The 26393-nt window shown below is 74.0% G+C and carries 27 protein-coding genes and 1 tRNA gene; 17 read left to right on the forward strand and 11 right to left on the reverse strand.

The genetic code is table 11. From position 1 onward, the window contains the following. Nucleotides 1-104: 104 nt before the first annotated feature. The 5 genes from ACH495_RS22950 (at nt 105) to ACH495_RS22970 (ending at nt 4385) form a co-directional block, all read left to right on the forward strand. Entirely contained in the window at nt 105-587 is a 483-nt protein-coding gene (locus ACH495_RS22950) for a MarR family winged helix-turn-helix transcriptional regulator (RefSeq protein WP_396859751.1), read from the forward strand. 52 nt (nt 588-639) lie between these two features. Then, entirely contained in the window at nt 640-3204 is a 2565-nt protein-coding gene (locus tag ACH495_RS22955) for a thiamine pyrophosphate-dependent enzyme (protein WP_396859752.1), read from the forward strand. A 111-nt stretch (nt 3205-3315) separates the two neighbouring features. Beyond that, nucleotides 3316-3753 (forward strand): DUF3052 domain-containing protein, encoded by a 438-nt coding sequence (locus tag ACH495_RS22960; RefSeq protein ID WP_107155847.1) that lies wholly within the window; start codon nt 3316-3318, stop codon nt 3751-3753. A gap of 10 nt (nt 3754-3763) precedes the next feature. Continuing rightward, on the forward strand, nt 3764-4231 hold the full coding sequence (locus tag ACH495_RS22965; protein ID WP_396859753.1) for a peroxiredoxin: 468 nt from the start codon (nt 3764-3766) through the stop codon (nt 4229-4231). 79 nt (nt 4232-4310) lie between these two features. Continuing rightward, nucleotides 4311-4385: transfer RNA gene (locus ACH495_RS22970), tRNA-Val, on the forward strand. On the opposite strand, the gene ACH495_RS22975 is transcribed toward ACH495_RS22970, so the two are convergent. Next, entirely contained in the window at nt 4342-4773 is a 432-nt protein-coding gene (locus ACH495_RS22975) for an NUDIX domain-containing protein (protein WP_396859842.1), read from the reverse strand. The genes ACH495_RS22970 and ACH495_RS22975 overlap by 44 nt on opposite strands. A 154-nt stretch (nt 4774-4927) precedes the next feature. Continuing rightward, on the reverse strand, nt 4928-5341 hold the full coding sequence (locus ACH495_RS22980) for a hypothetical protein (protein ID WP_396859754.1): 414 nt from the start codon (nt 5339-5341) through the stop codon (nt 4928-4930). Between the two features lie 132 nt (nt 5342-5473). On the opposite strand from ACH495_RS22980, the gene ACH495_RS22985 reads away from it, so the two are divergent. Next, nucleotides 5474-5809 carry a glyoxalase superfamily protein gene (locus tag ACH495_RS22985; protein ID WP_396859755.1) on the forward strand — a complete coding sequence of 112 codons (336 nt, stop codon included), beginning with the start codon at nt 5474-5476 and terminating at the stop codon, nt 5807-5809. Between the two features lie 6 nt (nt 5810-5815). Here ACH495_RS22985 and ACH495_RS22990 read toward each other — a convergent pair whose 3' ends face one another. Next, nucleotides 5816-7663 carry a glycoside hydrolase family 15 protein gene (locus ACH495_RS22990; protein ID WP_396859843.1) on the reverse strand — a complete coding sequence of 616 codons (1848 nt, stop codon included), beginning with the start codon at nt 7661-7663 and terminating at the stop codon, nt 5816-5818. A 113-nt stretch (nt 7664-7776) separates the two neighbouring features. Between ACH495_RS22990 and ACH495_RS22995 the strand changes: the two genes are divergently transcribed. From ACH495_RS22995 to ACH495_RS23005, 3 genes are all read left to right on the forward strand, one after another. Further along, a complete protein-coding gene (locus ACH495_RS22995; protein ID WP_396859756.1) occupies nt 7777-8361 on the forward strand; it encodes a helix-turn-helix domain-containing protein in 585 nt (194 codons plus the stop codon). Nucleotides 8362-8367: 6 nt separating this feature from the next. Continuing rightward, nucleotides 8368-9165 (forward strand): alpha/beta fold hydrolase, encoded by a 798-nt coding sequence (locus ACH495_RS23000; RefSeq protein ID WP_396859757.1) that lies wholly within the window; start codon nt 8368-8370, stop codon nt 9163-9165. A gap of 100 nt (nt 9166-9265) precedes the next feature. Beyond that, nucleotides 9266-10603 carry a hypothetical protein gene (locus ACH495_RS23005; RefSeq protein ID WP_396859758.1) on the forward strand — a complete coding sequence of 446 codons (1338 nt, stop codon included), beginning with the start codon at nt 9266-9268 and terminating at the stop codon, nt 10601-10603. Between the two features lie 224 nt (nt 10604-10827). On the opposite strand, the gene ACH495_RS23010 is transcribed toward ACH495_RS23005, so the two are convergent. Both ACH495_RS23010 and ACH495_RS23015 read right to left on the reverse strand, forming a co-directional pair. After that, the gene (locus tag ACH495_RS23010) at nt 10828-12270 is read right to left on the reverse strand and encodes an MFS transporter (RefSeq protein WP_396859759.1); all 1443 of its coding nucleotides are present in this window, start codon (nt 12268-12270) and stop codon (nt 10828-10830) included. Nucleotides 12271-12343: 73 nt separating this feature from the next. Further along, nucleotides 12344-12823 (reverse strand): MarR family winged helix-turn-helix transcriptional regulator, encoded by a 480-nt coding sequence (locus tag ACH495_RS23015; protein ID WP_396859760.1) that lies wholly within the window; start codon nt 12821-12823, stop codon nt 12344-12346. A 245-nt stretch (nt 12824-13068) separates the two neighbouring features. Here ACH495_RS23015 and ACH495_RS23020 point away from each other — a divergent pair, with 245 nt between their 5' ends. Further along, nucleotides 13069-14280 (forward strand): ROK family protein, encoded by a 1212-nt coding sequence (locus tag ACH495_RS23020; protein ID WP_396859761.1) that lies wholly within the window; start codon nt 13069-13071, stop codon nt 14278-14280. 417 nt (nt 14281-14697) lie between these two features. Here the strand turns inward: ACH495_RS23020 and ACH495_RS23025 are convergent, their stop codons facing one another. Continuing rightward, the gene (locus ACH495_RS23025; RefSeq protein ID WP_396859762.1) at nt 14698-15051 is read right to left on the reverse strand and encodes a hypothetical protein; all 354 of its coding nucleotides are present in this window, start codon (nt 15049-15051) and stop codon (nt 14698-14700) included. A gap of 217 nt (nt 15052-15268) precedes the next feature. On the opposite strand from ACH495_RS23025, the gene ACH495_RS23030 reads away from it, so the two are divergent. After that, complete coding sequence (locus ACH495_RS23030; RefSeq protein ID WP_396859763.1) at nt 15269-16069, forward strand: Scr1 family TA system antitoxin-like transcriptional regulator; 801 nt, start codon at nt 15269-15271, stop codon at nt 16067-16069. Then, nucleotides 16060-16248 carry a DUF397 domain-containing protein gene (locus tag ACH495_RS23035; RefSeq protein WP_396859764.1) on the forward strand — a complete coding sequence of 63 codons (189 nt, stop codon included), beginning with the start codon at nt 16060-16062 and terminating at the stop codon, nt 16246-16248. Before ACH495_RS23030 ends, ACH495_RS23035 begins: the two co-directional genes overlap by 10 nt. Before the next feature lies 1 nt (nt 16249). On the opposite strand, the gene ACH495_RS23040 is transcribed toward ACH495_RS23035, so the two are convergent. Beyond that, on the reverse strand, nt 16250-17173 hold the full coding sequence (locus ACH495_RS23040; protein ID WP_396859765.1) for a phosphotransferase family protein: 924 nt from the start codon (nt 17171-17173) through the stop codon (nt 16250-16252). 110 nt (nt 17174-17283) lie between these two features. After that, nucleotides 17284-17853 carry a dihydrofolate reductase family protein gene (locus ACH495_RS23045; protein ID WP_396859766.1) on the reverse strand — a complete coding sequence of 190 codons (570 nt, stop codon included), beginning with the start codon at nt 17851-17853 and terminating at the stop codon, nt 17284-17286. A gap of 89 nt (nt 17854-17942) precedes the next feature. Here ACH495_RS23045 and ACH495_RS23050 point away from each other — a divergent pair, with 89 nt between their 5' ends. Then, on the forward strand, nt 17943-18527 hold the full coding sequence (locus ACH495_RS23050; RefSeq protein ID WP_396859767.1) for a TetR/AcrR family transcriptional regulator: 585 nt from the start codon (nt 17943-17945) through the stop codon (nt 18525-18527). Between the two features lie 74 nt (nt 18528-18601). Further along, complete coding sequence (locus ACH495_RS23055; RefSeq protein WP_396859768.1) at nt 18602-19747, forward strand: polysaccharide pyruvyl transferase family protein; 1146 nt, start codon at nt 18602-18604, stop codon at nt 19745-19747. Nucleotides 19748-19757: 10 nt separating this feature from the next. Here the strand turns inward: ACH495_RS23055 and ACH495_RS23060 are convergent, their stop codons facing one another. Next, nucleotides 19758-19964, reverse strand: coding sequence for a hypothetical protein (locus tag ACH495_RS23060; RefSeq protein ID WP_396859769.1), 207 nt, complete (start codon nt 19962-19964; stop codon nt 19758-19760). Nucleotides 19965-20047: 83 nt separating this feature from the next. Between ACH495_RS23060 and ACH495_RS23065 the strand changes: the two genes are divergently transcribed. Beyond that, complete coding sequence (locus ACH495_RS23065; protein WP_396859770.1) at nt 20048-20569, forward strand: DinB family protein; 522 nt, start codon at nt 20048-20050, stop codon at nt 20567-20569. Between the two features lie 25 nt (nt 20570-20594). On the opposite strand, the gene ACH495_RS23070 is transcribed toward ACH495_RS23065, so the two are convergent. After that, on the reverse strand, nt 20595-21455 hold the full coding sequence (locus tag ACH495_RS23070) for a carbohydrate kinase family protein (protein WP_396859771.1): 861 nt from the start codon (nt 21453-21455) through the stop codon (nt 20595-20597). A gap of 65 nt (nt 21456-21520) precedes the next feature. On the opposite strand from ACH495_RS23070, the gene ACH495_RS23075 reads away from it, so the two are divergent. Continuing rightward, nucleotides 21521-24742, forward strand: a complete 3222-nt coding sequence (locus tag ACH495_RS23075) for an SNF2-related protein (RefSeq protein ID WP_396859772.1) — start codon at nt 21521-21523, stop codon at nt 24740-24742. Next, complete coding sequence (locus ACH495_RS23080) at nt 24739-25719, forward strand: hypothetical protein (protein WP_396859773.1); 981 nt, start codon at nt 24739-24741, stop codon at nt 25717-25719. Before ACH495_RS23075 ends, ACH495_RS23080 begins: the two co-directional genes overlap by 4 nt. A gap of 51 nt (nt 25720-25770) precedes the next feature. Here the strand turns inward: ACH495_RS23080 and ACH495_RS23085 are convergent, their stop codons facing one another. Next, nucleotides 25771-26028 carry a DUF3040 domain-containing protein gene (locus ACH495_RS23085; RefSeq protein WP_396859774.1) on the reverse strand — a complete coding sequence of 86 codons (258 nt, stop codon included), beginning with the start codon at nt 26026-26028 and terminating at the stop codon, nt 25771-25773. Between the last annotated feature and the right edge of the window lie 365 nt (nt 26029-26393).

The raw sequence follows: 26393 nt of genomic DNA on the forward strand, positions 1-26393 counted from the left end.
GGCCGGCGGGGTGCGCGGCTCGTTGGAGGGTCCGGTCGGCTATCGCGGGCGTGGGCTGTTAGTGGAGGGAGTCAATTGTTGATCCGTCACGTAGGCTGGGTGGCATGGCGGAACGCTCGCTCCCCGGCACGCCGTCCGAGGTCGACGACCGGCTCGGCCTGGCAGGGGACACCGTGCGCCGGATCCTGCACGTCGCCGCCGCGCTGCGGCACCGGCAGGACGAGGAGATCGCCGCGCTGGGCCTGACCCCGGCGGCCGCCCGAGCGCTGCACGAGCTGGACCCGGACCACCCGTCGCCGGCCCGTGACCTGGCCGCCCGCCTCGGGTGCGACCGCTCCAACGTGACCGGGCTGGCCGACAAGCTGGAGCAGGCCGGGCTGGTCGAGCGCCGGAGCGACCCGACCGACCGGCGGCAGAAGGCGCTGGTCGTCACCGCGCGGGGCCGGCAGGTCCGGGAGCGGGTACGCCAGGTGATGTCGGACTCACGACTGCTCGACGGGCTGAGCACGGCGGAGCTGGCCATGCTGGGTGACCTGGTCTGGAAGGTTTCCGACGGCGGCTGCCCGGAGGAGTGCGGCGAGGTCTGAGCCGCGCCGGGTGGGAACGTGTCCGACTGGGCGAGGTGGGCATGAGTCGGTAATGCTGTCCGACGTGACCTCCCCGCACGATCTCGACGACCGGTTCCGAGCCGACCTGGCCGCGCTCGGCGCGCCGGACCAGCGGCGCGACCTGGGTGAACCGCTGCCCGACGGCGGGCTGCTCACCGGGGCGCAGGTGCTGGCCCTGTTCGACGCGCAGCTCACCAGTCGGCTGCTCGACCTGGCCGGGCGCTGGCTGCGCGGTTTCGGTGAGGGGTACTACACGATCGGCTCGGCCGGCCACGAGGGCAACGTCGCGGTGGCCGCCGCGCTGCGGCCGACCGACCCGGCGCTGCTGCACTACCGGTCCGGCGCGTTCTACTGCCTGCGCGCCGCCCAGGCCGCCGGCGAGTTCCCACCCGACGCACCACCACCCGCTCCCACCTCCCGGAACCAGCCGCCCGAAACGCGGGACACGGATGGATCTTGGAAGGACCGCGCCCCCATGGGGGCCGTTTCCCACCAGGATCTCGCTCCGGGTGCCCCCGAGGGCGGCGGGGACGAGCCGGCGGACGGGGGTGGCGTCGAGGCGGCGCCGCTGCCGAGCGGGGCCGGGGTGGTGGTGGACGCGGACGGCGACGCGACGGTCGGCGTACCCGGTCTGCCGTCGCCGTCGCTCGACGACGCGTTCGCCGCCGCGGCGCGCGACGTGCTGCGCGGCATGGTCGCCTCCGCCGAGGAGCCGATCGCCGGCGGCCGGCACAAGGTCTTCGGCCGGGCCGACCTCGCGGTCGTGCCGACCACCTCGACGGTCGCCTCGCACCTGCCCCGGGCGGTCGGCCTGGGGTTGGCCCTGGAACGGCTGCGCCGGGGCGGGCAGCGCGTCGACGGCGACCCGGAGGTGGCGTCCTGGCCGCCGGACGCGGTGGTGGTCTGCTCGTTCGGCGACGCCTCGGTCAACCACGCCACGGCCACCGCCGCGCTCAACACCGCCGGCTGGTACGACCACACCGGCCTGCGGATCCCGGTGCTGTTCGTCTGCGAGGACAACGGGCTGGGCATCAGCGTGCGCTCGCCCGACGGGTGGGTGGCCGCCACACTGCGGTCCCGGCCCGGCATCCGCTACTTCGCCGCCGACGGCACGGACGTGGTGGAGAGCCACCGGGTGGCGGCGGAGGCGACCGCCTGGGTGCGCCGGCACCGCCGGCCCGCCGTGCTGCACCTGAGCACGGTCCGGCTGATGGGGCACGCCGGCGCGGACGCGGAGACCGCGTACCGGAGCCCGGCGGAGATCGCCGCGGACGTGGCCCGGGATCCGCTGCTGGTCACCGCGCGGCGGCTGGCGGCGGGTGGCTACGTGAGCGGCGCGGAACTGCTCGCCCGGTACGACGAGCGGGGCTGGCAACTGCGGCGGATCGCCGAGGAGGTGCTGGACGAGCCGAAGTTGACCACCCCGGTCGACGTGGTGGCGGAGCTGGCGCCGCGCCGGCCGGTGCGGGTGTCCCGGGCGGTCGCCGACGCGGCGGCGCACGCGGCCGGTCCGGGCGCCGGGGCCCGGGCGGAGGCGTTCGGCGGGAAGCCGCCGGAGCTGACCGGGCCGCTGACGCTGGCGCAGAGCATCAACGCCGCGCTGGCCGACGGCATGCTCGACCACCCGCAGATGGCCGTCTTCGGCGAGGACGTGGCGGCCAAGGGCGGGGTGTACGGGGTGACGAAGGGGCTGCGGGACCGGTTCGGCGTGGCCCGGGTGTTCGACACGCTGCTCGACGAGACCTCGATCCTCGGGCTCGGGCTCGGCGCCGGGCTGGCCGGCATGCTGCCGGTGCCGGAGATCCAGTATCTGGCGTACCTGCACAACGCCGAGGACCAGCTCCGCGGTGAGGCGGCCACCATGCGGTTCTTCTCCCGGGGTGCGTTCCGCAATCCGATGGTGGTGCGGGTGGCCGGCCTGGCGTACCAGGAGGGCTTCGGCGGGCACTTCCACAACGACAACTCGGTGGCGGTGCTGCGGGACGTGCCGGGGCTGGTGATCGCCGTGCCGGCCCGGCCGGACGACGCGGCGTCGATGCTGCGTACCTGCCTGGCGGCGGCCCGGGTGGACGGCGCGGTCTCGGTCTTCCTGGAGCCGATCGCGCTCTACCACGCCCGCGACCTCTACGCCGAGGGTGACGGCGAGTGGCTGGCCGAGTACGCCGAACCGGGCGCCTGGGCGGACCGGCACGTGCCGATCGGCCGGGCCCGGGTCTACGGGGTCGGCTCCGCCGAGGACCTCACCATCATCACCTTCGGTAACGGGGTGCGGATGTCGCTGCGCGGGGCGGCCACGCTGGCCGACGAGGGCGTCGGCACCCGGGTGGTGGATCTCCGCTGGCTGGCGCCGCTGCCGGTGGCCGACATCATCCGGGAGGCGTCGGCGACCGGCCGGGTGCTGGTGGTGGACGAGACGCGGCGCTCGGGCGGGGTGGGCGAGGGGGTGTTGGCCGCGCTGGTCGACACCGGCTACGTCGGCGCGGCGCGGCGGGTGGCCGCGCTTGACTCGTTTGTACCATTAGGTCCGGCTGCTCATCAGGTTCTGGTGTCCGAGGAAGCCATTACCCAGGGTGCCCGTACGCTGCTGGCACGGTAAATTCCGTTCCACCCGGTGCGCCACTTGCGCAGCGAGCCGCAACTGTGTGGACTGGGCCCGACGGTGTCACCCGACGCCGCGAGCAGGGATGAGATGAGGAGGCACGCGACAGTGAGCGCGACCGCTGGTCAGGCCGCCGACGGGGTACGCAGCCTGGCGGACCGGTTCGGGATCGAACCGGGCATGGTCGTCATGGAGATGGGCTACGACGACGACGTCGATTCCGATCTCCGGGACGCCCTGACCGACCGCTGTGGAGAACTGGTCGACGAGGACACCGACGAGGTGGTCGACGCGGTTCTGGTCTGGCACCGGGACGGCGACGGTGACCTCTTCGAGCTCCTCGTCGACGCCCTCGGCCCGCTGGCGGACAACGGGGTGGTCTGGCTCCTGACGCCCAAGGCCGGCCGGGACGGCCACGTCGAGCCCAGCGAGGTCGCGGAGAGCGCCCAGACCGCCGGGCTCCAGCAGACCTCCACCATCAACGCGGGCCGCGACTGGAGCGGCGCCCGCCTCGTGCTGCGGCGCGGGTCGAAGAGCAAGAAGTAGGAGAGCACGCATGCCCATCGAGGTTGGCGCCGAGGCGCCGGACTTCCTGCTCAAGGACCAGAACAACCAGGAGGTCCGACTCTCCGACCTCCGCGGTCGCAAGACCGTGCTGCTGGTCTTCTACCCGCTCGCCTTCACCGGCGTCTGCCAGGGTGAGCTGTGCGAGGTGCGGGACAATCTCAACGAGTACGTGAACGACGACGTCCAGGTGCTGACCGTCAGCGTCGACTCGGTCTACGCCCACAAGATCTGGGCCGACCGGGAGGGCTACCAGTTCCCGCTGCTGGCCGACTTCTGGCCGCACGGCGCCGTCGCCCAGGCGTACGGCGTCTTCAACGACGTCGCCGGCATCGCCAACCGGGGCACGTTCGTCATCGACAAGGCCGGCGTGGTCCGCTTCGCCGAGATGAACATGCCCGGCGAGGCGCGCGACCAGCAGAGCTGGCGCAAGGCGCTGGCCGAGGCCGTCGCCGCCTGATCCACCCCGAGCACGTCGTTCGACCGGGCCGGAGGCCGGCAGGTAAGCTTGCCGCTCCGGCCCGCCGTACGGGCGTTCCGGGCGCGTAGCTCAGTGGGAGAGCACTCGCCTTACAAGCGAGGGGTCGCAGGTTCGAAACCTGCCGCGCCCACCACTTTCCGGACCAGCGCCGCCACGCCGCCGTGCACGAGCGGTAGGCCGCCCAGCTCGTCGATCCGGACCCAGGCCATGTCGTCGTGCTCGTCGGGCGCGTGGTTGGTCGGCGAGCCGACCCACCCGCCGACGTGCCAGACGCACAGGTGAACGGCGTCCTCGCCGTCGCCGAGGTGCAGGTCGCCCAGCCGTGCGGAGGATTCGGTGACGATGTGGACGCCGAGTTCCTCGTGCATCTCCCGCGCGAGGGCCTGGAGTTCCGACTCACCCGCCTCGACATGCCCGCCGGGGAGATCCCAGAGGTCGGGGTAGGCCCGGCGGGTCGGACTGCGGTGCACCAGTAGGACGGCGCCGTTCTCCACGAGCGCGCCGGTGACGACCATGTGCATGCCGAGATTCGAGCACAGGGGTGGGACAGCGGCGGTCGGCGGAAGCAGAGGCAGTGCCGGAGAGTGATATGACCCCTAGGCATAATTATGACTCAGGGGTATGTCGCCGAAAGGCGCACCTTCCTTGCCGGACATGACGCGGAGTGACCGAACGTCAGGGGAGTGGGTCGGTGATGCGCACGCCGTGGGCGCGCAGCACCGCCTCCACCCGCTCCCGGTCCGACGGGTCCGGCCGGCGCCACTGCCAGACGCGTCCGACCAGGACCGCGTTGTTCGGCCCCGGCACGTCCCACGGGCCGCCCTCGGGGAACACGGCGAGCGCGAGCCGGCCGAAGCCGGGGCGGGTCAGGTTGGCCTGACGGATCTGCGCCCAGCGGTAGCTGCGAGTGACGCGTCCCCGGTGCCGGATCAGCAGCCCGGTGTCGTCGGCGAGCAACGCGCCGTCGCGCTGGACCCACGCCGCGATGACGGTGGCTGCCGTCAGTCCGGTGTACACCACCAGCGAAGCGGTGCGCAGCCGGAGGCCGATCGCGATCGTCAGGGCGAGCAGCCCGAGCGGTACGAGCACCGCCGGCCACCACCGCGACGCGAACAACACAGTCGGTTCCGAGCCGGGTCCCCGTTCCTCCGCCATCCCTCGTTGCTGCCCGGATCGGTCGCGGTCGAACCGCGTGTCGTAGGCGGCGGGCATAATCGCGGAATGACCGAACGACTGGCGCCCGTCCTGCGGGTTCGCGACGCCGACGCTGCCGTGACCTGGTACGCCCGCCTGGGGTTCGCCCGGCAGTGGGAGCACCGATTCGCGCCCGACCTGCCGCGCTACGTCAGCATCGCCCGACCCGGTATGGAGATCCACCTGTCCGAGCACGCCGGCGACGCCCGGCCCGGGACGCTGGTCTACCTCTACGTCGACGACGTGGACGCGCTGGCGGCGGCCTGCGGCGGGGTCGAGGTCGGCAGCCAGGACTGGGGGCGGGACTTCGTGGTCACCGACCCGGACGGCAACCGGATCCGGGTCGGCACCGTGCCGGGGTGAGCCGCCCTACTGGCGGCGGCGGGCGTCGGCCTCGGCGTCGAGCAGGTCGTTCAGCGCCAGCGCCGAGTTGATCAGGGAGAGGTGGCTGAACGCCTGCGGGTAGTTGCCGATCTGTTCACCGGTCGCGGCGATCTCCTCGGCGTACAGGCCGAGGTGGTTGCTGAAGGTGAACATCTTCTCGAAGGTGAGCCGGGCGTCGTCCAGCCGGCCGGTGCGGGCCAGCGCCTCGACGTACCAGAACGTGCACATGTTGAACGTGCCCTCGTGGCCGGGGAGGCCGTCGGGGGAGTGCACCGGGTCGTACCGGTGGACCAGGCTGTCGGAGACCAGGTCCCGCTCGATCGACGCCAGGGTGGACTTCCACAGCGGGTCGCTCGGCGTGATGAAGCCGACCGCCGGCATGGCCAGCAGCGCGGCGTCCAGCACGTTCTCGTCGTACGCCTGCACGAAGCTGCCGCGTTCCCGGTGGTAACCGCGGGCCATGACCTGGTTGTAGATCCGGTTGCGTTGCTCGGTCCAGCAGGACATGTCCCCGGGGCGGCCGGTGCGGGTGGCCAGCCGGATGGCCCGGTCCAGCGCCACCCAGGACATCACCCGCCCGAACGTGTAGTTGCGGGGGTGGTGGCGGCTCTCCCAGATGCCGGCGTCGCGCTGGTCCCAGTTGTGGCAGAGCCAGTCGACGAGCCGGACGGTGCTCTTCCACACCTGGTGCGAGACCCGGATGCCCTGCTCGTCGGCGAGGTGCATGGCATAGAGCGCCTCGCCGTGGATGTCGAGCTGGAGCTGGTCGGCGGCGCCGTTGCCGATCCGCACCGGGCGGGAGCCGCGATAGCCCTCCAGATGGTCGAGGACCTCCTCGTGCAGGTCGGAGGAGCCGTCCACCCGATACATGATCTTCAGTGGGTCCTGGTGGTCGCCGGCCTCGCGGATCCGTTCGTCCAGCCAGTCCATGTAGCGGCTGACCTCCTCGGTGAACCCGAGGCCGAGCAGCGCGTGCACGGAGAACGACGTGTCGCGTACCCAGGTGTAGCGGTAGTCCCAGTTGCGGGTGCCGCCGACCAGCTCGGGCAGCGCGGCGGTGGGCGCGGCGATCATCGCGCCGGTCGGCGCGTACGTCATGAGCTTCAGCGTGATGGCGGAGCGTTCGACCATCTCCCGCCAGCGCCCGGTGTAGCGGGACCGCTCGACCCAGCGACGCCAGTAGTCGCGGGTCCACTCGAACATGCCCTGGACCTCTTCCGGGGAGATGATCCGGGGCTCGGCGCCCTCCGTCTCCAGGACCACTCCGCCGGTGTCGCCCTCGTTCAGCGTGCCGTGGGCGATCAGGTCGCCGTCCTCCAGTCGGACGTCGCCGCCCTGGGCGAGGAGCTGCCGCACCGGGTCGACCGGGTTGAAGGTGAGCGTCGCCGACCGGCTGCGGAAGACGTACCCGTTCTGGTGCCGTTCGAGTTCGTGTCGCTGGCGCGCGTAGTCGAACCGGGGGCGGCACTCCACCCGGAAGCGCATGCTGCCCCGGACCATGTTCACCATGCGGACCAGGCGGTGCGTGTCGGTGGCCCGCTCACCGGTGACCGGCATGAAGTCCATCACCTCGGCGACGCCGTCCGCGCTGATGAACCGCGTGATCAGGATCGGCGTGCCGGGCAGGTAGAGCTGCTTGGTGACGTACCGGACGTCGTGCGGGGCGATCCGGAAGTAGCCGCCCTTCTCCTTGTCCAGCAGCGCGGCGAAGATGCTCGGCGAGTCGAAGCGCGGCGCGCAGAACCAGTCGATCGTCCCGTCGCAGGTCACCAGCGCGGCGGTCTGCAGGTCGCCGATCAGCCCGTGATCCTCGATCGCCGGATAGCTCTCCACGTCGCCCCCCGGTGTCGACTGCCTCCTGCGCATTCCAACCTAGGGGAAGAATTGTCGGGTTAGGCAGGATTCGTCATCTGCAAGCGGGATTGCCGCCATGGCAAACTGGCGGGATGGACGACGACCTGGACCGGGCGCTCGACGCGGTCGGTCCCCGCCTGCGCGCGTTGCGCCACGAGCGGGAGACGACGCTCGCCGACCTCTCCGCCGCCACCGGCATCTCGGTGAGCACGCTCTCCCGGCTGGAGTCCGGCGGCCGGCGGCCCACCCTGGAGCTGCTGCTCCCGCTCGCCCGGGCGCACGGCGTCTCCCTGGACGAGATGGTCGGCGCGCCACCCACCGGCGACCCGCGCATCCACCTGCGGCCGGTCGCCGCGCACGGGATGACCATGCTGCCGCTCACCCGGCGGCCCGGCGGCATCCAGGCGTACAAGCTGATCATCCCGGCCGGCGGCCGGGCCGAGCCCGAACCGAAGACCCACGAGGGGTACGAGTGGGTCTACGTGCTCAACGGGCGGCTGCGACTGCTGCTCGGCGAGCACGACCTGGTGCTCGCCCCGGGCGAGGCGGCCGAGTTCGACACCCGGGTGCCGCACTGGTTCGGGCGGGCCGACGCCGAGGGCGTGGAGTTCCTCAGCCTCTTCGGCAGCCAGGGCGAGCGGGCCCACCTGCGCGCCCGCCCGCGCGGCCGGGAGTGATCCCGGGTGAGCTACGCCGATGTCCGCGGGCTGCGGATCTGGTACGAGGTGCACGGCACCGGCAAACCGCTGGTCCTGCTGCACGGCTCCTACGGGTCGACCGAGACGTTCGCCCCGATCCGGCCCGCCCTGGCGGCGCGTCGGCGGCTGGTCGCGGTCGACCTGCGGGGCCACGGCCGCACCGCCGGCGCGGACCGGCCGCTGCGGTACGAGTCGATGGCCGACGACGTGGCCGCGCTGCTGCGTCACCTCGACCTGCCCGAGGTCGACCTGCTCGGCTACTCGCTCGGTGGCGGCGTGGCCCTGCGTACCGCGATCCAGCATCCCGCGCTGGTCCGCCGCCTGGTCCTGGTCTCCACCCCGTTCCGGCGTCGGGGCTGGTACCCGGAAGCGCTGGCCGCGATGTCCGCCCACGACGAGCGCGCCGCCGAACGGATGCGCGGCACGCCGTCCCACGAGCGGTACGCGCGGGTCGCGCCCCGGCCGCAGGACTGGCCGGCGCTCTGGGCCCGCAGCGGTGACCTGCTGCGCCGCGACTACGACTGGTCGGCCGAGGTGGCCGCGCTGCCGATGCCGGTGCTGCTGGTCTTCGCGGACGCCGACGCGATCCCGATGGGTCACGTGGCCGAGTTCTTCGGCCTGCTCGGCGGCGGTCACCGGGACGCGGGCGGCGACGGACCGGACCGTCCCGCGTCCCGGCTGGCCGTGCTGCCCGGCCTGACCCACGACGAGGTGGTGGCGTCGCCCGCGCTGCCGGCGGCGGTGCTGCCGTTCCTCACGCACGTGGCGCGCGCCCCCGGCTGAGCCGGGAGGTCTCGGGGGCGGACGTCTGAGTACCGGTACTCAGACGGGACCGGGTATGCGGCGGGCTGACCGGCGGCGCCCGGGCTGGCAGGCTTGCCGCGTGATCACGTGGAGGACGTCGAGACCGGCCGCCGTCGCGTTCCAGCTCGGAGCGGTCTGGGCGGTGGGGGCGCTCGTCCTGCCGGCGACCGGACAGTCCCTGCTCCTGATGATGTTCGCCGGTGGAGTCGGCCTGGCCGCCGTCGTCGCCGTCGCGGGGCTGGCGGCGCTCCTGGCGTACCTGATCGTGGTGGTTGCGGTCACCCGCGAGGTGACGGTCCTCGGCGCGACCGGCGGGCGTCGACTGCTGTGGGCGCTGCTCATCCTGTGTGGAGGCACCGTCGGCGGCGCTCTGAGTTGGGCCGTCGCGGAGGCCGCCGGGGTCGCGGTGAGCCGTACCCCGGCGGTGACGGCCCTACTCGGCGGCGTTCCCTACGCGCTGGTGGCCGGGTTGCTCCTGACCCACCGATGGTTCCGCGCGACCGCGCTCGGGCTGAGCGTGGTGCTCGCCGGCGTCGGGGTGGCGGTGCTGCGCCACGAGTCGCCGGACGAGCTCGACGCGCGACTGGCGGCCGCCGACGTGCACCGGGAGACCGCCTTCTCGGTCGCCGTTCCCGGCTACCGGCCCACCGACGGCCGTGACTACGGCGGCGGCCGGGGTGGGGGAGGCTTCACCCCGGCGGACCCGGCCGCGGTTCCGCCCGACCGGTACGTCACGATCACCACGTACGACCGGGTGCTGCCGGGGGAACGGATGTGCGGGCAGCCGAACGCCCAGGACTCCCGCCTGACCTGGGGCTCCTGCACGGTCGAGGCGGGTGGTCTGGTCTACCGGCACAACGAGATCGAACACGGCTACCAGGTTCCGGTCGGCCGCCGGTACGTCACAGTCGTCGGCACCCCGGCGGTCGGCCACGACGTGCTGCGGGCCGCGGCGCGGACGGTGCACCTGGCCACGGTGAAGGAGCTGGGTGGGCACCAGGAGCAGACCGGCGACTACTACGTGGCGACGGTCCCCGGCTACGTCGGGCAGGTGGGCGGGATCCCCCCGAGCATGATCTACGCGCCGGCCGACCACCTCGGCAGCGGGGGGCAGAGCGTGTCCGTCACGCTCTACGTCACGTACGCGTCCGGCGACGACGTCTGCCTCGGCGCCATCGAGTGCCGGCCGGACGCCGGCCCCACGTTCGTCCGGGGTGAGGACACGCACGGGTACGTGGCCCGGCACGACGACATGAACGTGCGGGTCATGGGCGGGCTGCGGGTCGACCGGGCGCTGCTGCGACAGGCCGCCCTGGACGCCCGGCCGGCAACCGACGAGGAACTGCGCCGGGCGCTTCCCCCGCTGAAGCCGCGCAACCTCGTCGACCGCCTCCGTCAGTGGCTGCGGTTGTTCTGACCGGCGCCGCGGTCGGGGCTTCCGTCCGCCGTGGGGCCGGGGCCCAGCCGAACGCCGACCGGACGACTGCGGTCTATCCTCGGACGACAAGTCATGGGTCAGGTGCCCGCCACGGCGAGCGGACGCGCCGGGCGTCCGTCCTTCGTGGTCCGGCCGGAGTCCGAGGCCGTCCACGTCCTCGCCTTCGACATCGCGGTGGACCGGCTCGTGGCCGCCGGGGCGTCCTACTGTGGGACGCGCCCCCGGCTGACCGGGGCCGCCTCAGCCGAGGGCGCGGCGCCCGCCGTCGGGCGCGGGCGCAGCATCGCGTACGCGAGGACGGCGGCGACCGCGACGAGCCCGGCGCCGACCGCGAACGCCAGGTGGAAGCCGCTGGTCAGTGCCGTGGCCCGGTCGTCGCCGAGGGCCGTCCGGTCGGCGGTGCGGGCGGCGGCCAGGGTGGACAGCACCGCGACGCCGAGCGCCATGCCGAGCTGCTGGGTGGTGTTGAACAGCCCGGAGGCGAGGCCGGCGTCCTCGGCGCGGGCGGCGGACATGCCCAGCGTGGTCAGCGCCGGCAGCACCAGCCCGAACCCGGCGGCGAGCAGCATCACCGGCAGCACGTCCGTGACGTAGTCGCCGTCGGCCGGAACGCGGACCAGCAGCGCGAAGAGCGCGACCAGCATGGCGAGCCCGGCCAGCAGCACGGCCCGCTCGCCGAACCTGGCGTTGAGTCGGGCGGACATGCCGAGCGACACCGCGCCGATGGTCACCGCCGCCGGCAGCAGGGCCAGCCCGGTGTGGGTGGCGTCGTAGCCGAGCACCTGCTGGAGGTAGAGCGTGACCAGCACCTGGAACGCGAACGTCGCGGCGACGGTGAGCACCTGGACGAGGTTGGCCACGGCGACGCCGCGCGAGCGCAGGATCCGCAGCGGCATGAGCGGGCGGCGCGCGGTGGCCTGCCGGACGACGAAGCCGGCGAGCAGGGCGACGGCGAGGGCGCCGAGGCCGAGCGTGTGCGCGGACGTCGCGCCGTACCGTTCGATGGTGACCACGGCGTAGCTGCCGGCGACCAGGCCGGCGGTGACGAGCAGCGCGCCTGCCACATCGGCGCCGCCGGAGAGGCCGAGGCCCCGGTCGGCGGGCAGCGCCCGGACGGCGAGCACGAGCGTGGCCAGGCCGATCGGCAGGTTGATCAGGAAGATCCAGTGCCAGCCGAGCGCGTCGGTGAGCAGACCGCCGGCCACCTGGCCGATCGCCGCGCCGGCGGCCCCGGTGAAGCTGAACACCGCGATCGCGCGGGCCCGTTCGGCGGTTTCGGGGAAGAGCGTGACCAGGATGCCGAGGCTGACCGCGGTCGCCGCCGCGCTGCCGACCCCCTGGAGGAAACGGGCGGCGATCAGGACGGCCGGGGAGCCGGCCACGCCGGCCAGCACCGAGGCGGCGGTGAACAGCCCGGTGCCGGCGAGGAACAGGGTCCGGCGGCCGAGGAGGTCACCGAGTCGACCGGCGAGCAGCAGCAGACTGCCGAAGGCGATCAGGTAGGCGTTCACCACCCAGCTCAGGCCGGCCGGGCTGAAGTGGAGGTCGCGCTGGATGGCGGGCATCGCCACGGTGACGATGCTGCCGTCGAGGATGGTCATCAGAGCGCCGGTGGCGAGCACGAGGAGCGCGAGCGGGCGGGACATGAGGTCCTCCTGTCGAGAGGTGCGACAGTGGGACCGTAACGGATGGTTCCGTTAGAGACAATCTCTTTGGCGTCTACTGGCGGGCCCGGCGCGCCGGGCGGGGGCCCGGTACCGGATCGGCCAGGTGGCCGGCGGTCAGGCGCTCCAACGCGCGCAGGAAGACGCCCCGCTCGTCGTCGGGCAGGCTGGCCAGCGCCTCCGCGTGCACCCGGTCGACGATCTCCTGACTCCGCGCCGCCACCCGCGCCCCCTCCTCGGTCACCGCGATGATCCGCGCCCGCCGGTCCGTGCTCGAGGGGCGGCGCTCGGCCAGCCCGGCCCGCTCCAGCGCGTCCACCGTGACCACCATGGTGGTCTTGTCCATGTCGCCGATCTCGGCCAACTGGATCTGGGTGCGCTCCTCCGGCAGCGCGTGCACCAGCACGCAGTGCATCCGCGCGGTCAGCCCGATCTCGGCCAGCGCCGCGGCCATCCGGGTGCGCAGTACGTGACTGGTGTGGTCGAGCAGGAACGACAGGTCCGGGGTGGCGCGCGACGGGCCCAGGGCGGTCATGTCACAAGCGTACCGACGGTTCCGTGCCGGATCATCCGACACGGAACCGTCGCCCTTGCGGTCCGCGACAGCGCGGGCGGCCGCTGCGCCACTCGTAGCCCGTCTCCGACATACCACCCCGCACTGCGACGAACATCGGTCGGCCGCCATCGGGTTGAGGCGCGGCGGGTTCGGGCCGTGGCCGCGATCGATGTGGGGCACCTATCCTCGGATGACAAGCCAAGTGTCAGCTGACGGGGTGGTCGATGCTGCGGGATCTGGCTGCGGACCGGCACGCGCCGGGGGACAGTCGGCGGCGCAACCTCGGTGCGCTGCTGCGCCGGGTCCACCTGGGCGGCCCGGTCTCGCGCGTCGGGCTCGCCGAGTGGATGGGCGTCAACCGCAGCACGATCATGGCGCTCACGGCGGAACTCGCGGCGGCCGGCCTGGTCCGAGAGGTGCCCGCCACGACGAGCGGACGCGCCGGGCGTCCGTCCTTCGTGGTCCGGCCGGAGTCCGAGGCCGTCCACGTCCTCGCCTTCGACATCGCGGTGGACCGGCTCGTGGCCGCCCGTGTCGGCCTGGGCGGGGCGGTGGCGGCCCGGCTGGAGGCGACCCGGCCCCGGGCCGGGGCCGACCTCGACGCGGTGGTCTCCGTGCTCGCCGACTTCGGGCGGGCGCTGCACCACGATGCGCCGCCGTCGTCGGTGTGCGTGGGCGTCGGCGCGTCCTACTGCGGGATGATCCGGCCCGAGGACGGGATGGTGCGGTTCGGCCCGGACATGGGCTGGGTGGACCAGGCGTTCGGCGCCGAGCTGGCCCGCCGGTTGGGTCTCGGCCTGCCGGTCCTGGTCGGCAACGAGGCCCACCTGGGCGCGATGGCGGAACACCAGCGTGGGGCCGGCGTCGGCGTGCAGAACCTGATCTACCTGCACGGTGACGTCGGCGTGGGCGGCGGGATCATCGTGGGCGGGGACCTGCTCGACGGCGACGGCGGATACGGTTCCGAGGTCGGGCACATGCTGGTCAACCCGTACCAGGGGCGGCCCTGCGGCTGCGGGTCCCGGGGCTGCCTGGAGGCCGAGGTCGGTGAGCGGGCGCTGCTCGACGAGGCCGGCCGCCCGGCCGACCACTGGGGACGCGAGGCGGTCCGAGCCGTGGTCGCCGCCGCCGGTCGAGGCGACGTCGCCGCCCGGGAGGCCCTCGGGCGCATCGGTGACTGGCTGGGCATCGGGGTGGCGAACCTGGTCAACCTGTTCAACCCCGGCGTGGTGATCTTCGGCGGGACACTCCGCGAGGTGTTCCCGGCCGCCGCGCCGCAGATCCGCCGCCGGATAGCCGCCAACGTGCTCCCCGTCTCCCGGGACAAGGCCCGCCTGGCCGTCTCGGCCCTGGGCTACGACGCCACCCTGATCGGCGCCGCCGACCTGGCCTTCACCCCCCTCCTGACCAACCCCCTGGTCACCGCACCCCGCTGACCTCCGCCCCGCGCCGCCCGAGATCTTGGAAGGAAACGGCCGCCGGAGGGGCCGCCGGAGGGGCACTTTACTTCCAAGATCTCTCTGGCTCCCGGCATGCGGGAAGGCTTGACCGCCAAGTGGGAGCGGCATGGCGGGTGGGACGGCCGACGGCGGCGGCGCATGAACGGCCGCGCCCCGTGGGTCAGGTTCGCTACGACCAGGGTGTCCAGCGTGCCGACCAGCCTCGGGTCGAGGTGTGCCAGCAGCAGTTCCCGGCCCGGTTGCGCGTGCAGGTCCCGCCAGGCCGCGACGAGCGCCTCCCGGGCGGGACGGTCGTCGGCGGGGCCAACTGCCACCGCAGATCGAAGACCTGGTCGACGTCGTCGTCAGGTGTCGCCGGACGGATCGTCAGTTCAGCGGGCGCAGTGGCCGAGCCTAATCCTCCGCGTCGGCCGCCGGGCGGTCGAGCACACCCCGACGGTACGGCCCCCATCCGACGAACCGGTCGAACAGGTCACGAGGCGTCGGGCCGTCGTGCGGGTTGAGGCGGAACAGGTCGTGGGTGGCCTCGTGGTAGAGCCCGGAGAGGTAGACGGCCAGGTCGACCGGGTGATCGGCGTACTCGACCGTGAGCAGCAGGCGGGCCTGGGCGCAGGGCCACGGTGCCCCACAGGCGCGGCAGAGCCACAGTGGCCGGATCGGCAGGTGCGCCGGGTGGCCCGGCGGGTAGGGGCGCGGCCGGTCGGGATGCGGCCCGAGCCGGGGTACGGGGAGCGCGGCCACGTTCATCACGACCTTCCTCGGCGGCGGAGGGTGGGCCGCCCCGGCATCGGGGGGACATCGGGGCGGCCCGATGGCGGCCGGACGGGAGTCGGCTCGCCGGATGACAGTCTGTAGCGGACGGCACTACGCTCGGAAGGCTTCGCACCACTCCTGGTAGTGGCCGGGCGGGCTCGGGACCTGGTCCGGGAGGGCGTGGGAATCCGTCGAGGGAGTTGGGGAGATCGTGGGTGAGTCGTGGTGGGACTTCATCGCCGGTGAGCTGCGGCAGGCTCGCGCGCGGGCCGGGCTCAGCCAGGAGGATCTGGCGCGGCGGATCAACTACTCCGCGTCCCACGTGTCCGGGGTGGAGACCGGCCAGCGTCCGCCGAAGGCGGACTACCTCACCGCGATGGACCAGGCGCTGGAGACGGGCGGCCTGTTCCTCCGGATGCTGCGCCGCGCCTCGCTGACCGACGGGGCGCCGGCATGGATGCGTGCCTGGGTCGACGACGAGCGCGCGGCCAGCATGCTCCGCTGGTACGAGCCGGCCTACGTGCCGGGCATCCTCCAGACCGAGGCATACGCGCGGATGACGTTGGCGGAGAGCCTGATGAGCGCCGAGGAGGTCGACCAGCGTGTCACCTCCCGGCTGGGACGACAGACGATCATCACTCGGGAGCATCCCTGCCGTCTCGTGGCCGTCATCGACGTGATGGTGCTCCGTCGTCCGCTCGCCGGCCACGCGGCTCTGATGGGCCAACAGTTGGCGCACCTGGTGAAGATGGCCGTGCTGCCGCACGTGCAGATCCTGGTGGTGCCCGAGGAGGCCGGCCTTTACCCCTCCCTTCAGGGCGGCTTCATCCTGGCGAGCCTGACCGATGGATCGGTGGCCGCATACCTCGACAATCAGATCCGGGCGCAGATGATGCACCAGGTCGAGGACATCGCTGCCCTGGAAGCATGCTGGGAGGCGGTGCGCGGGGAGGCGCTGTCCCGCAGGCAGTCCCTCGACCTGATCAAGGAGGCGGCAAGCTCATGGATCTGACCGGTGCGCGGTGGCGCAAGTCTTCCCGTTCGGGCTCCAACGGTGGTGCCTGCGTCGAGGTGGCGGACGACCTGACCGGGGTCGTGGGCGTGCGGGACAGCAAGGACCCGTCCGGCCCGACCCTCGCCTTCGCGCCCGCCTCCTGGCGCGCTTTCGTCGCGTACGCGAAGCGGGTTTGACTCACCCGGCCAGCCGGCGGGCCAGCCAGGGCAGCAGCGCGTCGGCCTGGAGTCGCTGGAACGCCCGCACGGTGGGGATGCCGGGCGGCGGTGGCTGACGGGCGCTGTCGAGGAAGAAGCCGGTGAGGCCGGCCAGCACCCCGGTCAGGTCGGCCGGGTCGACGTGCGCGGTCAGCGGCCGGGCGGCCAGCAGTGCGTCCGGGTCGTGGCCGCCGTACACCTGCACGTTGACGACGGTCAGCAGCGTGTCCAGCCAGGCCGGCCCGCGACAGGCCCAGGGCCAGTCGACCACGGTGACCGTACCGTCCGGGCCGACCAGCAGGTTGTCGGCGCGGACGTCGAGGTGGCAGAGCGTGTCACCGGTCAGCGCGGCGAGGCCGCGGTCGGCGGCGGCGCGCAGCTCGCTCAGGTGGGCGCGCGCCCACGGGTCGAGGTCGGCGGGCGGATCGACGGCGATCCGCCGCCAGCCGCCGAAGTCGTGCCCGAGCGCCTCGGCGGCGGTGGTGGTCGCGACCGTGGGGGCCGGGGTGAGCGTCGCGGCCATCGTCTCCAGCGTGGACAGCACGGCGGTCAGCTCGCCGGCGTCCCACGGGGTGACCGGGTGCCGGCCCTCGACGTCGGCGTAGACCAGCGTGATCCAGTCGCCGTCGTCGTGGCTGCCGAGCAGCCGCGGGGTCGGCGCGGTCGCGGGCAGGGCGGCGGCGATCCGGGCCTCGGCGCGGTGCATGGCCGGGGTATGGCTGTTCAACGCGGGGCTGACCGCCTTGACGAAGGCCCGTCCGCCGCGCGCGGTGCGGACCCGGTCGGCGGTGCCGGGGGAGAAGCCGCCCGGCTGCGACTCGGCGGCCACCACCCGGTCGTCGAGGATGGCCTCGACCGCGGTACGGACGTGGGGCGGCAGCTCGTGCCAGTGGAGTCGGGTCACCGCCCCACGGTGGCCTGCCGCCGCTCATCGGGGCAACCGGGTTAGCGAGGGCTGCCGCCTGTTAAGCGGGGCCCCCGCCTCTACCGAATGCGTTAACAGGGGGCCCCGCCTTACCGCGCGTAGCGCAGCACGACCACGCCGCTGTCGAACGGGCGCGCGGAGGTGAGCGTGAACCGCCTCGGGTCGAAGCCGCGGTCGACCAGCGGAATGCCACTGCCGACCACCACCGGGTTGAGCTTGACCACCAGCTCGTCGATCTCGTCGAGGAGCTGCCCGGCGAGCTGGCCGCCGCCGCAGAGCCAGATGTCGCCGCCCGGCTGGGCCTTCAGGTCGCGGACGAACGCCGCCGGCTCGCCGGTCACCACCGAGACGTCCGAATGGTCGGCCGGGGCCAGGGAGCGGCTGAAGACGTACTGCTCGAGGTGGGCGTAGGGGCTGGTGACGCCGGCCTTCAGCGCCGGGTCGTAGGTGGCGCGGCCCATCAGCACGGTGTCGAAGCGGCCGGCGGGCGGGGATTCGACGCCCAGTTGGGCGTGGGCGAACGTGGGCAGCGTCTGCGGCCACTCGGACACCAGGTAGGGGGCCACGTCCGGTTCCAGCGGGAGGAAGTCGAACGACCCGTCCGGCGCGGCGATGAAGCCGTCGAGCGTGCTGGCGACGAAGTAGACGAGCTGGCGCAAACCGACTCCCGGGTCCGGCAAAACCACGACAGGTGTCGTGGTGGACCGAATGTACAACACCTGTCGTGGTCGTTGCTACTGTGAGCGGCGTGGCCAGGAACCCGGAACGCCGTACCCTGCTCGCCGACGCCGGCCTGCGGATCCTCGCCGCCGCCGGCGCGCGCGGGCTGACCCACCGGGCGGTCGACGCCGAGGCCGGCGTGCCCACCGGCACGACCTCCAACTACTTCCCGTCCCGAGCGGCGCTGCTCGCCGGCCTGGCCGAACGGATCTTCGACCGGATCGCCCCCGACCCGGCGGTGCTGGCCGACCTGGGCCGCCGGGAGCCGTCGCTCGCGCTGTTCACCGACTACCTGCGCGACATCGTCACCCGCACCACCCGCGAACCCGACCTCACCCGGGCGCTGTGGGAGCTGCGGCTGGAGGCCGGCCGCCGCCCCGAGCTGCGGGCCGCGCTCGGCGACGTGCTCCGCCGGGGGTACGCCGACGACGTCGCCTTCCACGTCGCCGCCGGCCTGCCCGGCGGGGCGTACGAGATCGCGCTGCTGCACTACGCGGTCGACGGGCTCCTGCTCGACCTGCTCACCACCTCGATCGACGCCGGGTTCGACCCCGATCAGGTGGTCTCCACCCTGGTCTCCCGTCTGGTCGGCGGTGCGGACCCCGCCCGCTGAGCCGGCCCCGACCGGGTTACCCCACCGGGCACAGCGGGAACGCCGGCCGGGACGCCCCTGGGAAGGAGCATCGGATGACCGAAGGCGCCGGACTGACCATCGGCGTGCTCGGCTCGTACGGCGGGCGCAACCTCGGCGACGAGGCGATCCTCACGGGTCTCCTGGCCGACCTGCGCCAGCACGAGCCGAACGCGCGGATCATCGTGTTCTCCCGGAACCCGACGCACACCGCGCTGGCCCACCCCGACGTCGAGGCGGTGCCGTGGGAGGGCGTCAGCCGGGTCGACTCGTCCCAGGTGCTCAACCAGCTCGACCTGCTCATCCTGGGCGGCGGCGGGATCCTCTACGACAAGGAGGCCCGGCGTTACCTGCGGGTGGTCCGGGTCGCCCAGGAGCGGGGCCTGCCGCTGCTCACGTACGCGGTCGGCGTCGGCCCGCTCACCGACGGGGTGGACACCGGCATGGTCCGCGAGACGCTGGCGCAGGCCGTCGAGGTGACCGTCCGGGACCAGGAGTCGCGGATGGTGCTGGAGGAGGCCGGCCTGGTCAACCCGATCACCGTCACCGGTGACCCGGCGTTCCTGCTCACCCCCGAGGAGTTCCCCGCGCAGTGGCTGCGCGAGGAGGGCGTGCCGGCCGGTTCGCGGCTCGTCGGGTTGAGCGTGCGCGAGCCGGGCCGGGCCGCGGAACGCCTCGACGTGGACGGCTACCACCGGCTGCTCGCCCAGATCGGCGACTTCCTGGTGCACCGGATCGACGCGCACGTGCTCTTCGTACCGATGGAACGCGACGACATCCGGCACTCGCACGGGGTGCTGTCGCACATGATCGCCGCGGACCGGGGCCGGATCCTGCACGGCGACTACCGCCCGGCGCAGATCCTCGGCCTGATGCGCCACTTCGACCTGGCGGTCGGCATGCGGCTGCACTTCCTGATCTTCGCGGCCATGATGAACACGCCGTTCCTGCCGCTGCCGTACGCCGGCAAGGTCTTCGACCTCGCCCAGCGGCTCGGCGTGCCGGCGCTGCGCGGCATGGAGCGGGAGGTGGAGGGCCCGCTGCTGGCCGAGGTGGACCGGCTGTGGGACGAGCGGGCGGCCCGCGCCGACGAGACCGCCCGCCGGGTGGCCGAGGTCTGCGAGCAGGCGCGGGGCACTTCGCAGGTGACCCGCAGCGTGCTGGAGAGCATCCGGGCCCGGGCGCTGACCCCGGTGGCCTGAGCCGGCGCGGTCAGACCGCCGGGCCGCGCCAGGTGTAGATCCATTCGTGGTCCGGCCGGTCGCCCGACTCCAGCTCGTAGATCTGCGCCTCCGCCAGCCCGCCCGCCCCGAGGTGGTGGTGGGTCAGCGGCGGGCGACCGTTGCTGTCCAGCTCGACCGTGACGGTCTCGCCGTCGGCCGCGCCGCCCACCAGGGGAATGTGCACCGTGGTAGCCATGCGCCCATCCTGCCCCGGCCGGAGCGCACGCGCAGCGGATAGCGGGGCAGCGGGCCGACCGGTCCGGCGACTAGGGTCCGGTAATGGCGACCCCGACTATCGACCCGACCCTCGGTCCGGTCCTCGCCCGCACGGGCGACGAACGGGCGATCCTCGACGCGTTCCTCGACTTCCACCGCGCCACCGTGCTGCGCAAGGCGCGCGGCCTCACCGACGCCGACGCCGGCCGACGGCTGGTGCCCTCGCAGACCACGCTGGCCGGGCTGCTCAAGCACCTCGCCATGGTCGAGGGGAACTGGTTCGCCCGGCTGTTCGCGCCGGAGCCGGGCGACGTCTACCTCACCTCCCAGGCCGACGCCGACGCCAGCTTCACGCTCGGCCCCGACGACACGGTCGAGGCGCTCACCGCGGCCTACGAGGCGGCCTGCGCCCGGTCCCGCGCCGTCGCCGCCCGGTTCGACCTCGACCACGTGGTGCCGCACCCGCAGCTCGGCGAGGTGTCGCTGCGCTGGGTGCTGGTGCACCTGATCGAGGAGACCGCCCGACACGCCGGGCACGCCGACATCCTGCGCGAGCTGACCGACGGCGAGACCGGCGCGATCTGAGCGTCGAGTGGCCGGCCCGCGGGCGTCACCCGCGGGGCAGCAGCCCGTCCGGATACTCCATCCCGTCGTGGGTGCACGCGGCGGCGGCGACCCGGGCGGCGTAGCGGGCCGCGTCGATCGGGTCGGCCCCGCGCAACCGGGCCGCGATCAGGCCGGCGGCGAAGGCGTCCCCGGCGCCGTTGGTGTCCACCACCGGGGCCGGTGGGGTGGCGGCGGGCACGTGCGCCGGCGGCGCGTCCGGGGTGTGGAGCGTCGCGCCGGCCGCCCCGCCGGTGACCAGCACCGTGCGCGGCGACAGCCCGGCCGCCGCCTTGCCGGCCCGCTCACCCAGCTTCACGTCGCTGACGAACACCAGGTCGGCGGCCTCGGCGAACGGCCGGTGGTAGTCGTTCTCGCCGTCCCAGTCGTGCAGGTCGGTGGAGAGCGCCGCGGCGCCACGCAACGTCGGCAACGCGTCCCGTGCCCAATCCACGATCGACAGGTGGGTGTGGGCCGCGTCGGCGACCAGCGCGGCCAGCTCCGCCTCGGCGAACGGCGCCGGGCCGGACCAGGGGCGCGGGTCGTAGAGCGACATCCGCCGACCGGCCGGGTCGACCAGGTTCACCGACCGGCGGGTGCCGGCGGGCGCGTCCACCAGCACGGTCCGCACCGAGGTGCGCGCCAGCGCCGCCCGCACCACGTCGCCGGCCGGGTCGGCGCCCAGCACGTCGACGAGCGTCACCCGCAGGCCGAGCGCGTGCGCGGCCAGCGCCACCCCGGCCCCGGTGTTGCCGATCCGCAGCTCGACCGGGGGCACGGTCAGCGAGTCGGCGGCGGGCAGCGGCAGCACGGGCACCCGGGCGCGTACGTCCACGCCCAGCCCGCCGATCACGAGGAGGTCGACCATGGCGCCGACGATATCCCCGTCGCGCCGCCTATCCTGGCCCCGGGCGTCGTCGAGGGGGAGAGCACGTGCTGGTCATCCACGGGCTGTGGCTGCCCGGCGCCGGGCTCGCCCTGTGGGCGGAGGACGGCACGCTGCCGGCCGCCGCGCCACGCCGGCCCGGCCGCGCGCCCCGGGAACGGCCGCACCCGTTCGCCGCCGACCACGCCGCGCTCGCCGCCGCGCTCGATCCGATGCCGGGTGAGCCGATCTCCGTGCTGCTCGGCCTGCCCACCCGCGCCGGCTCGCCGCTGGACTCGCCGGAGCTGGTCCGGGCCGCCGTCGGGGACCCGGTCCGCGGCCCGGTCACCCGCGCCGGTTGGCGGGTCCCCGCCCTGGCGTACGCCCCGGACGACGCGTACGCGCTGCTGCGCGCGCCCCGGCCGGACCCGGTCGGGGCGAGTCTGCGACACCTCGCCGAGCTGGCCGACTTCGCCGCCGACCTGGTGGCGCGCGGCCGACTCCTCCCCGGCGTGCTGGGGGGTAAGGAGGGGCCCCCGCTTAACGCCTCCGGTAGAGGAGGGGCCCCCTCTTATCACCCGGGCAAATCCCGGCGGCTGCGGGCGGTCGACGAGGCGGACGTGGCCACCGCGTTGGCGCTCTGGCGGCCGTTGCTCACCGGCACCGACGCGGCCTGGGCCCGCGACCTGGCGTCGGCGCTGCCCCCGGCGGCCCGCGCCGCCCGCGAGTGGCAGCCGGCACCGTCGGGTGCAGTTGTCGTCGCCCAGGCAACGACAACTGCACCCACACTGCCGGTCGCCGCCGCCGCGCGCCCGCCCGGGGCGGCCGGGCGGGCGGAGGGCGTGGGGCCGGGCGAACTGGTCGCGGACGCGTTGGACGCGCTGGTCGACGCCGCCGCCCGGGCGGCCCTGGCCGACACCCGGCTGCACCGGGGCATGCGCCCTGGCGGGCCGGTGCCGCGCTGGCTGGCCGCGCTCACCGGACCGGAGCGCGCCTTCACCGTCGAGCCGGCCGCGTTGGCGACACTGCGCCGCGAGCTGGACGCCTGGCAGCGCGACGCCGCCGGCGGCGCGGCACGGGCCACGTTCCGCCTGGTCGAGCCGGCCGCCGACCCGGTCGCCGAACTGGTCGAGGGCGGCGCGTGGCGGGTCGAGTTCGGCCTGCACCCGGCCGACGAGCCGGGGCTGGTGGTCGACGCCGGGCACATCTGGCAGCGGCCCGCGCCCGCGCTCACCGCGCGCGGCATCGAACCGCAGGAGACGCTGCTGGCGGAGCTGGGCCGGGCCAGCCGGCTCTGGCCGGAGGTGGACGCGGCACTGCGTACCGCCGCGCCGGAGGGGATGGAGCTGGACGCCGAGGGCGCGCACCGGTTCCTGCGCGAGGGCGCGCCGGTGCTGCACGCGGCCGGCTTCGGGGTGCTGCTGCCGTCCTGGTGGCGGCGTTCCTCGTCCCGCCTCGGCGCCCGGCTGCGGGCGCGCAGCCGCACCGCGCCGGGCATGGTCGCCACCACCGCCGGCAAGCTGGGCCTGGACGCGGTGGTCGACTACCGCTGGGAGCTGGCGCTCGGCGACCAGCCGCTGACCGCCGAGGAGTTGGCCTCGCTGGCCGACCTGAAGTCGCCGCTGGTCCGGCTGCGCGGTCGCTGGGTCGAGTTGGACCCGCAGCGGCTGGAGGCCGGGCTGCGGCTGCTCCGTTCCTCCGGCGAGCTGACCGTGGCCGACCTGCTGCGGATGGGGCTCGCCGGCGAGGAGGGCGGCGGGGAGTTGCCGGTGCTGGACGTGGTCGCCGACGGGGCGCTCGGTGAGCTGCTGGCCGGCGAGGCGGAGCGGCGGCTCACCCCGGCCGACCCGCCGCCGGGCTTCGTCGGGACGCTGCGGCCCTACCAGCGGCGCGGGCTGGCCTGGTTGGCCTTCCTCCAGTCGCTGGGGCTGGGCGGGATCCTCGCCGACGACATGGGGCTGGGCAAGACCGTGCAACTGCTCGCGCTGCTCGCCGGTGACCCGCCGGAGGCCGGGCCCACGCTGCTGGTCTGCCCGATGTCGCTGGTCGGCAACTGGCAGCGGGAGGCAGCGACGTTCGCGCCCGACCTTCGGGTGCACGTGCACCACGGCGCCGAGCGGGCCCGGGGCGGCGAGTTCACCACCGCCGTGCAGGAGGCGGACCTGGTGCTCACCACCTACTCGGTGGCCGCCCGGGACGCGTTCGACCTGGCCGGCGTCGACTGGCACCGGGTGGTGGTGGACGAGGCGCAGGCGATCAAGAACGCCGCGACCCGGCAGGCCGAGGCGGTCCGGTCGCTGCCCGCGCGGCACCGGGTCGCGGTCACCGGTACGCCGGTGGAGAACCGCCTCGCCGACCTCTGGTCGATCATGCAGTTCGCCAACCCCGGGCTGCTCGGCCCGGCCGCGACGTTCCGCAAGCGGTTCGCCGAGCCGATCGAGCGGCACGCCGACGCCGAGGTGGCCGAGCGGCTGCGCCGGATCACCGGCCCGTTCGTGCTGCGCCGGCTCAAGACCGACCCGTCGATCATCACCGACCTGCCGGAGAAGCTGGAGATGGAGGTGCTCTGCAACCTCACCGCCGAGCAGGCCGCGCTCTACCGGGCCGTGGTCGACGACATGATGGCGAAGATCGAGTCCAGTGACGGGATCGAACGTCGGGGACTGGTGCTGGCCACCATGACCCGGCTCAAGCAGGTCTGCAACCACCCCGCCCAGTTGCTGCACGACGGCTCCGCGCTGGCTGGCCGGTCCGGCAAGCTGGAACGTCTCGACGAGATCGTCGACGAGGTGCTCGCGGCGGGGGAGAAGGCGCTGCTGTTCACCCAGTACGCCGAGTTCGGCGGGATGCTGCGCGGGCACCTGTCCGCCCGTACCGGCCGGGAGGTGCTGTTCCTGCACGGCGGCGTCGGCAAGGCCGAGCGGGACGCCATGGTGACGCGGTTCCAGTCGCCGGACGGCCCGCCGCTGTTCGTGCTCTCGCTGAAGGCCGGCGGCACCGGGCTCACGCTGACCGCCGCCAACCACGTGGTGCACGTCGACCGCTGGTGGAACCCGGCGGTCGAGGACCAGGCCACCGACCGGGCGTTCCGCATCGGCCAGCGTCGCCGGGTGCAGGTACGCAAGTTCGTCTGCGCCGGCACCGTGGAGGAGAAGGTGGCCGCGATGATCGCCGACAAGCGGAACCTGGCCCGGTCGGTGGTGGGCAGCGGGGAGCAGTGGGTCACCGAGCTGTCCACCGAGACGCTGCGGGAGCTGTTCACACTGGAGTCCGGGGCGGTGGTCGAGTGAGCACGAGCTTCGACGACTACGGGCCGCCGCGTCGCGTCGAGGGCGGGCTGCGGGCGCGCAGCACCCGGGGCGCGATCGGGCGTTCCTGGTGGTCGCGGCGGTTCCTGGAGGTGCTGGAGTCGTTCGCGCTCGGCTCCCGGCTCACCAGGGGCCGGGCGTACGCGCGCCGGGGGCAGGTGCTCCGGCTGGACGTCGCACCCGGACTCGTCACCGCCGAGGTGCAGGGGTCGCGGCCGAAGCCGTACCCGGTGCGGATCGGGCTGTCCGCGTACCCGGAGGAGGTCTGGCGGCGGATCGAGGCGGAGCTGGCCGGGCAGGCGTTCTTCAGCGCCCGGCTGCTCGCCGGTGACCTGCCGGCGGAGCTGGAGGAGTTGTTCGCGGCGGCGGGCGCGCCGCTGTTCCCGGCCGAGGTGGGCGAGCTGGCGCAGCGCTGTGGCTGCCCCGACTTCGCGGTGCCGTGCAAGCACCTGGCGGCCACGTTCTACCTGCTCGCCGAGGCGTTCGACGCCGACCCGTTCCGGCTGCTGCACTGGCGCGGCCGGTCCCGGGCCGACCTGCTGGACCGGCTGCGGACGCTGCGCGGCGTCCGGCCCGGCGGGGTGGCCGCGCCGAGCGGCGCGGCGGCGGATCCGGCCACGGCGGCCGGTCCGGTGGCAGTCGGCGCGGCGGCTGCTCCGGCGGAAGCGGGCGCTACGGCTGCGGCGGCCGGGCCGGCGGACCTGCCGGTCGGGACGACGGCGTCGCCGGTGACCGGCGCCGGACGGGTGCTGGCCGGGTTGCCGCCGATCGAGCCGGCGGCGGAGCTGGACCGGTTCTGGCTCTCGCCGGTGGCGCTGCCCGACCGTCCACCCACCCTGGACACCGGTCCGGAGCTGCTGCTGCGGCAGCTCGGCCCACCCGGCGCCGAGATCGGCGGGCCCGGCCTGGTCGAGCGGCTGCGCCGCGCGTACCGGGAGTTCCACGGGCCGCCCGGTTAGGCGGGGGCCCCGCCTCTACCGAATGCGTTAAGCGGGGGCCCTTCCTTGCGCTCACAGCAGGCGGCGGCGGAAGCGCCACATCAGGGCGGCGTTGGCGACCAGCACCGTGGCGCAGATCGCCCCGGCCAACCGTCCGGCCAGCACGGTCATCGCCGGCAGCGAGGCCCACAGCACGATCGTCAACAGCATCAGGTACCGGCCCCGGCGTCCCTTGACGCGGTTGTCCAACCGGGCGAAGAATCGCGGATCGCTCTCCCGTAGCTGGCGGGTGATCTGTTCGAACCTGCGCTGATCCTCTTGGCTGAGCATGGCGATGCCTTCCCCTCACGGCTTCAGCGGTTCGGCGGCTTACCCGATTTCCCCGCCCATCACGCCCCCCTGCCGCTGCTCGTTTCCCTCCCCCCGCCGCCGTGCGCCCTCTTTCCCGGAAAGAGTGGCCATCCAGGCTCGGATGACCACTCTTTCCGGGAATCTGCGCGACGGGGGTGGGGGTGGAGGGTGAGGGGAGAGGGTGAGGGAGGGGTAGGGGAGGCTTAGCGGTGCCTTAAGTTTGCCTGTGGGGGTGAACGGGGGGTGTGGGCCCGATGGCGGGCGAAACCTCGCGTCGAGGCGGTTGGTGGGCGAGTCGGCCCTGCTCCCGGGGGTGCCGGGGTGGGGGGTCGGCGTCGGGTGCC

Origin of the sequence: Micromonospora sp. NPDC018662, from assembly GCF_044391475.1 — a bacterium.
GTDB lineage: Bacteria > Actinomycetota > Actinomycetes > Mycobacteriales > Micromonosporaceae > Micromonospora.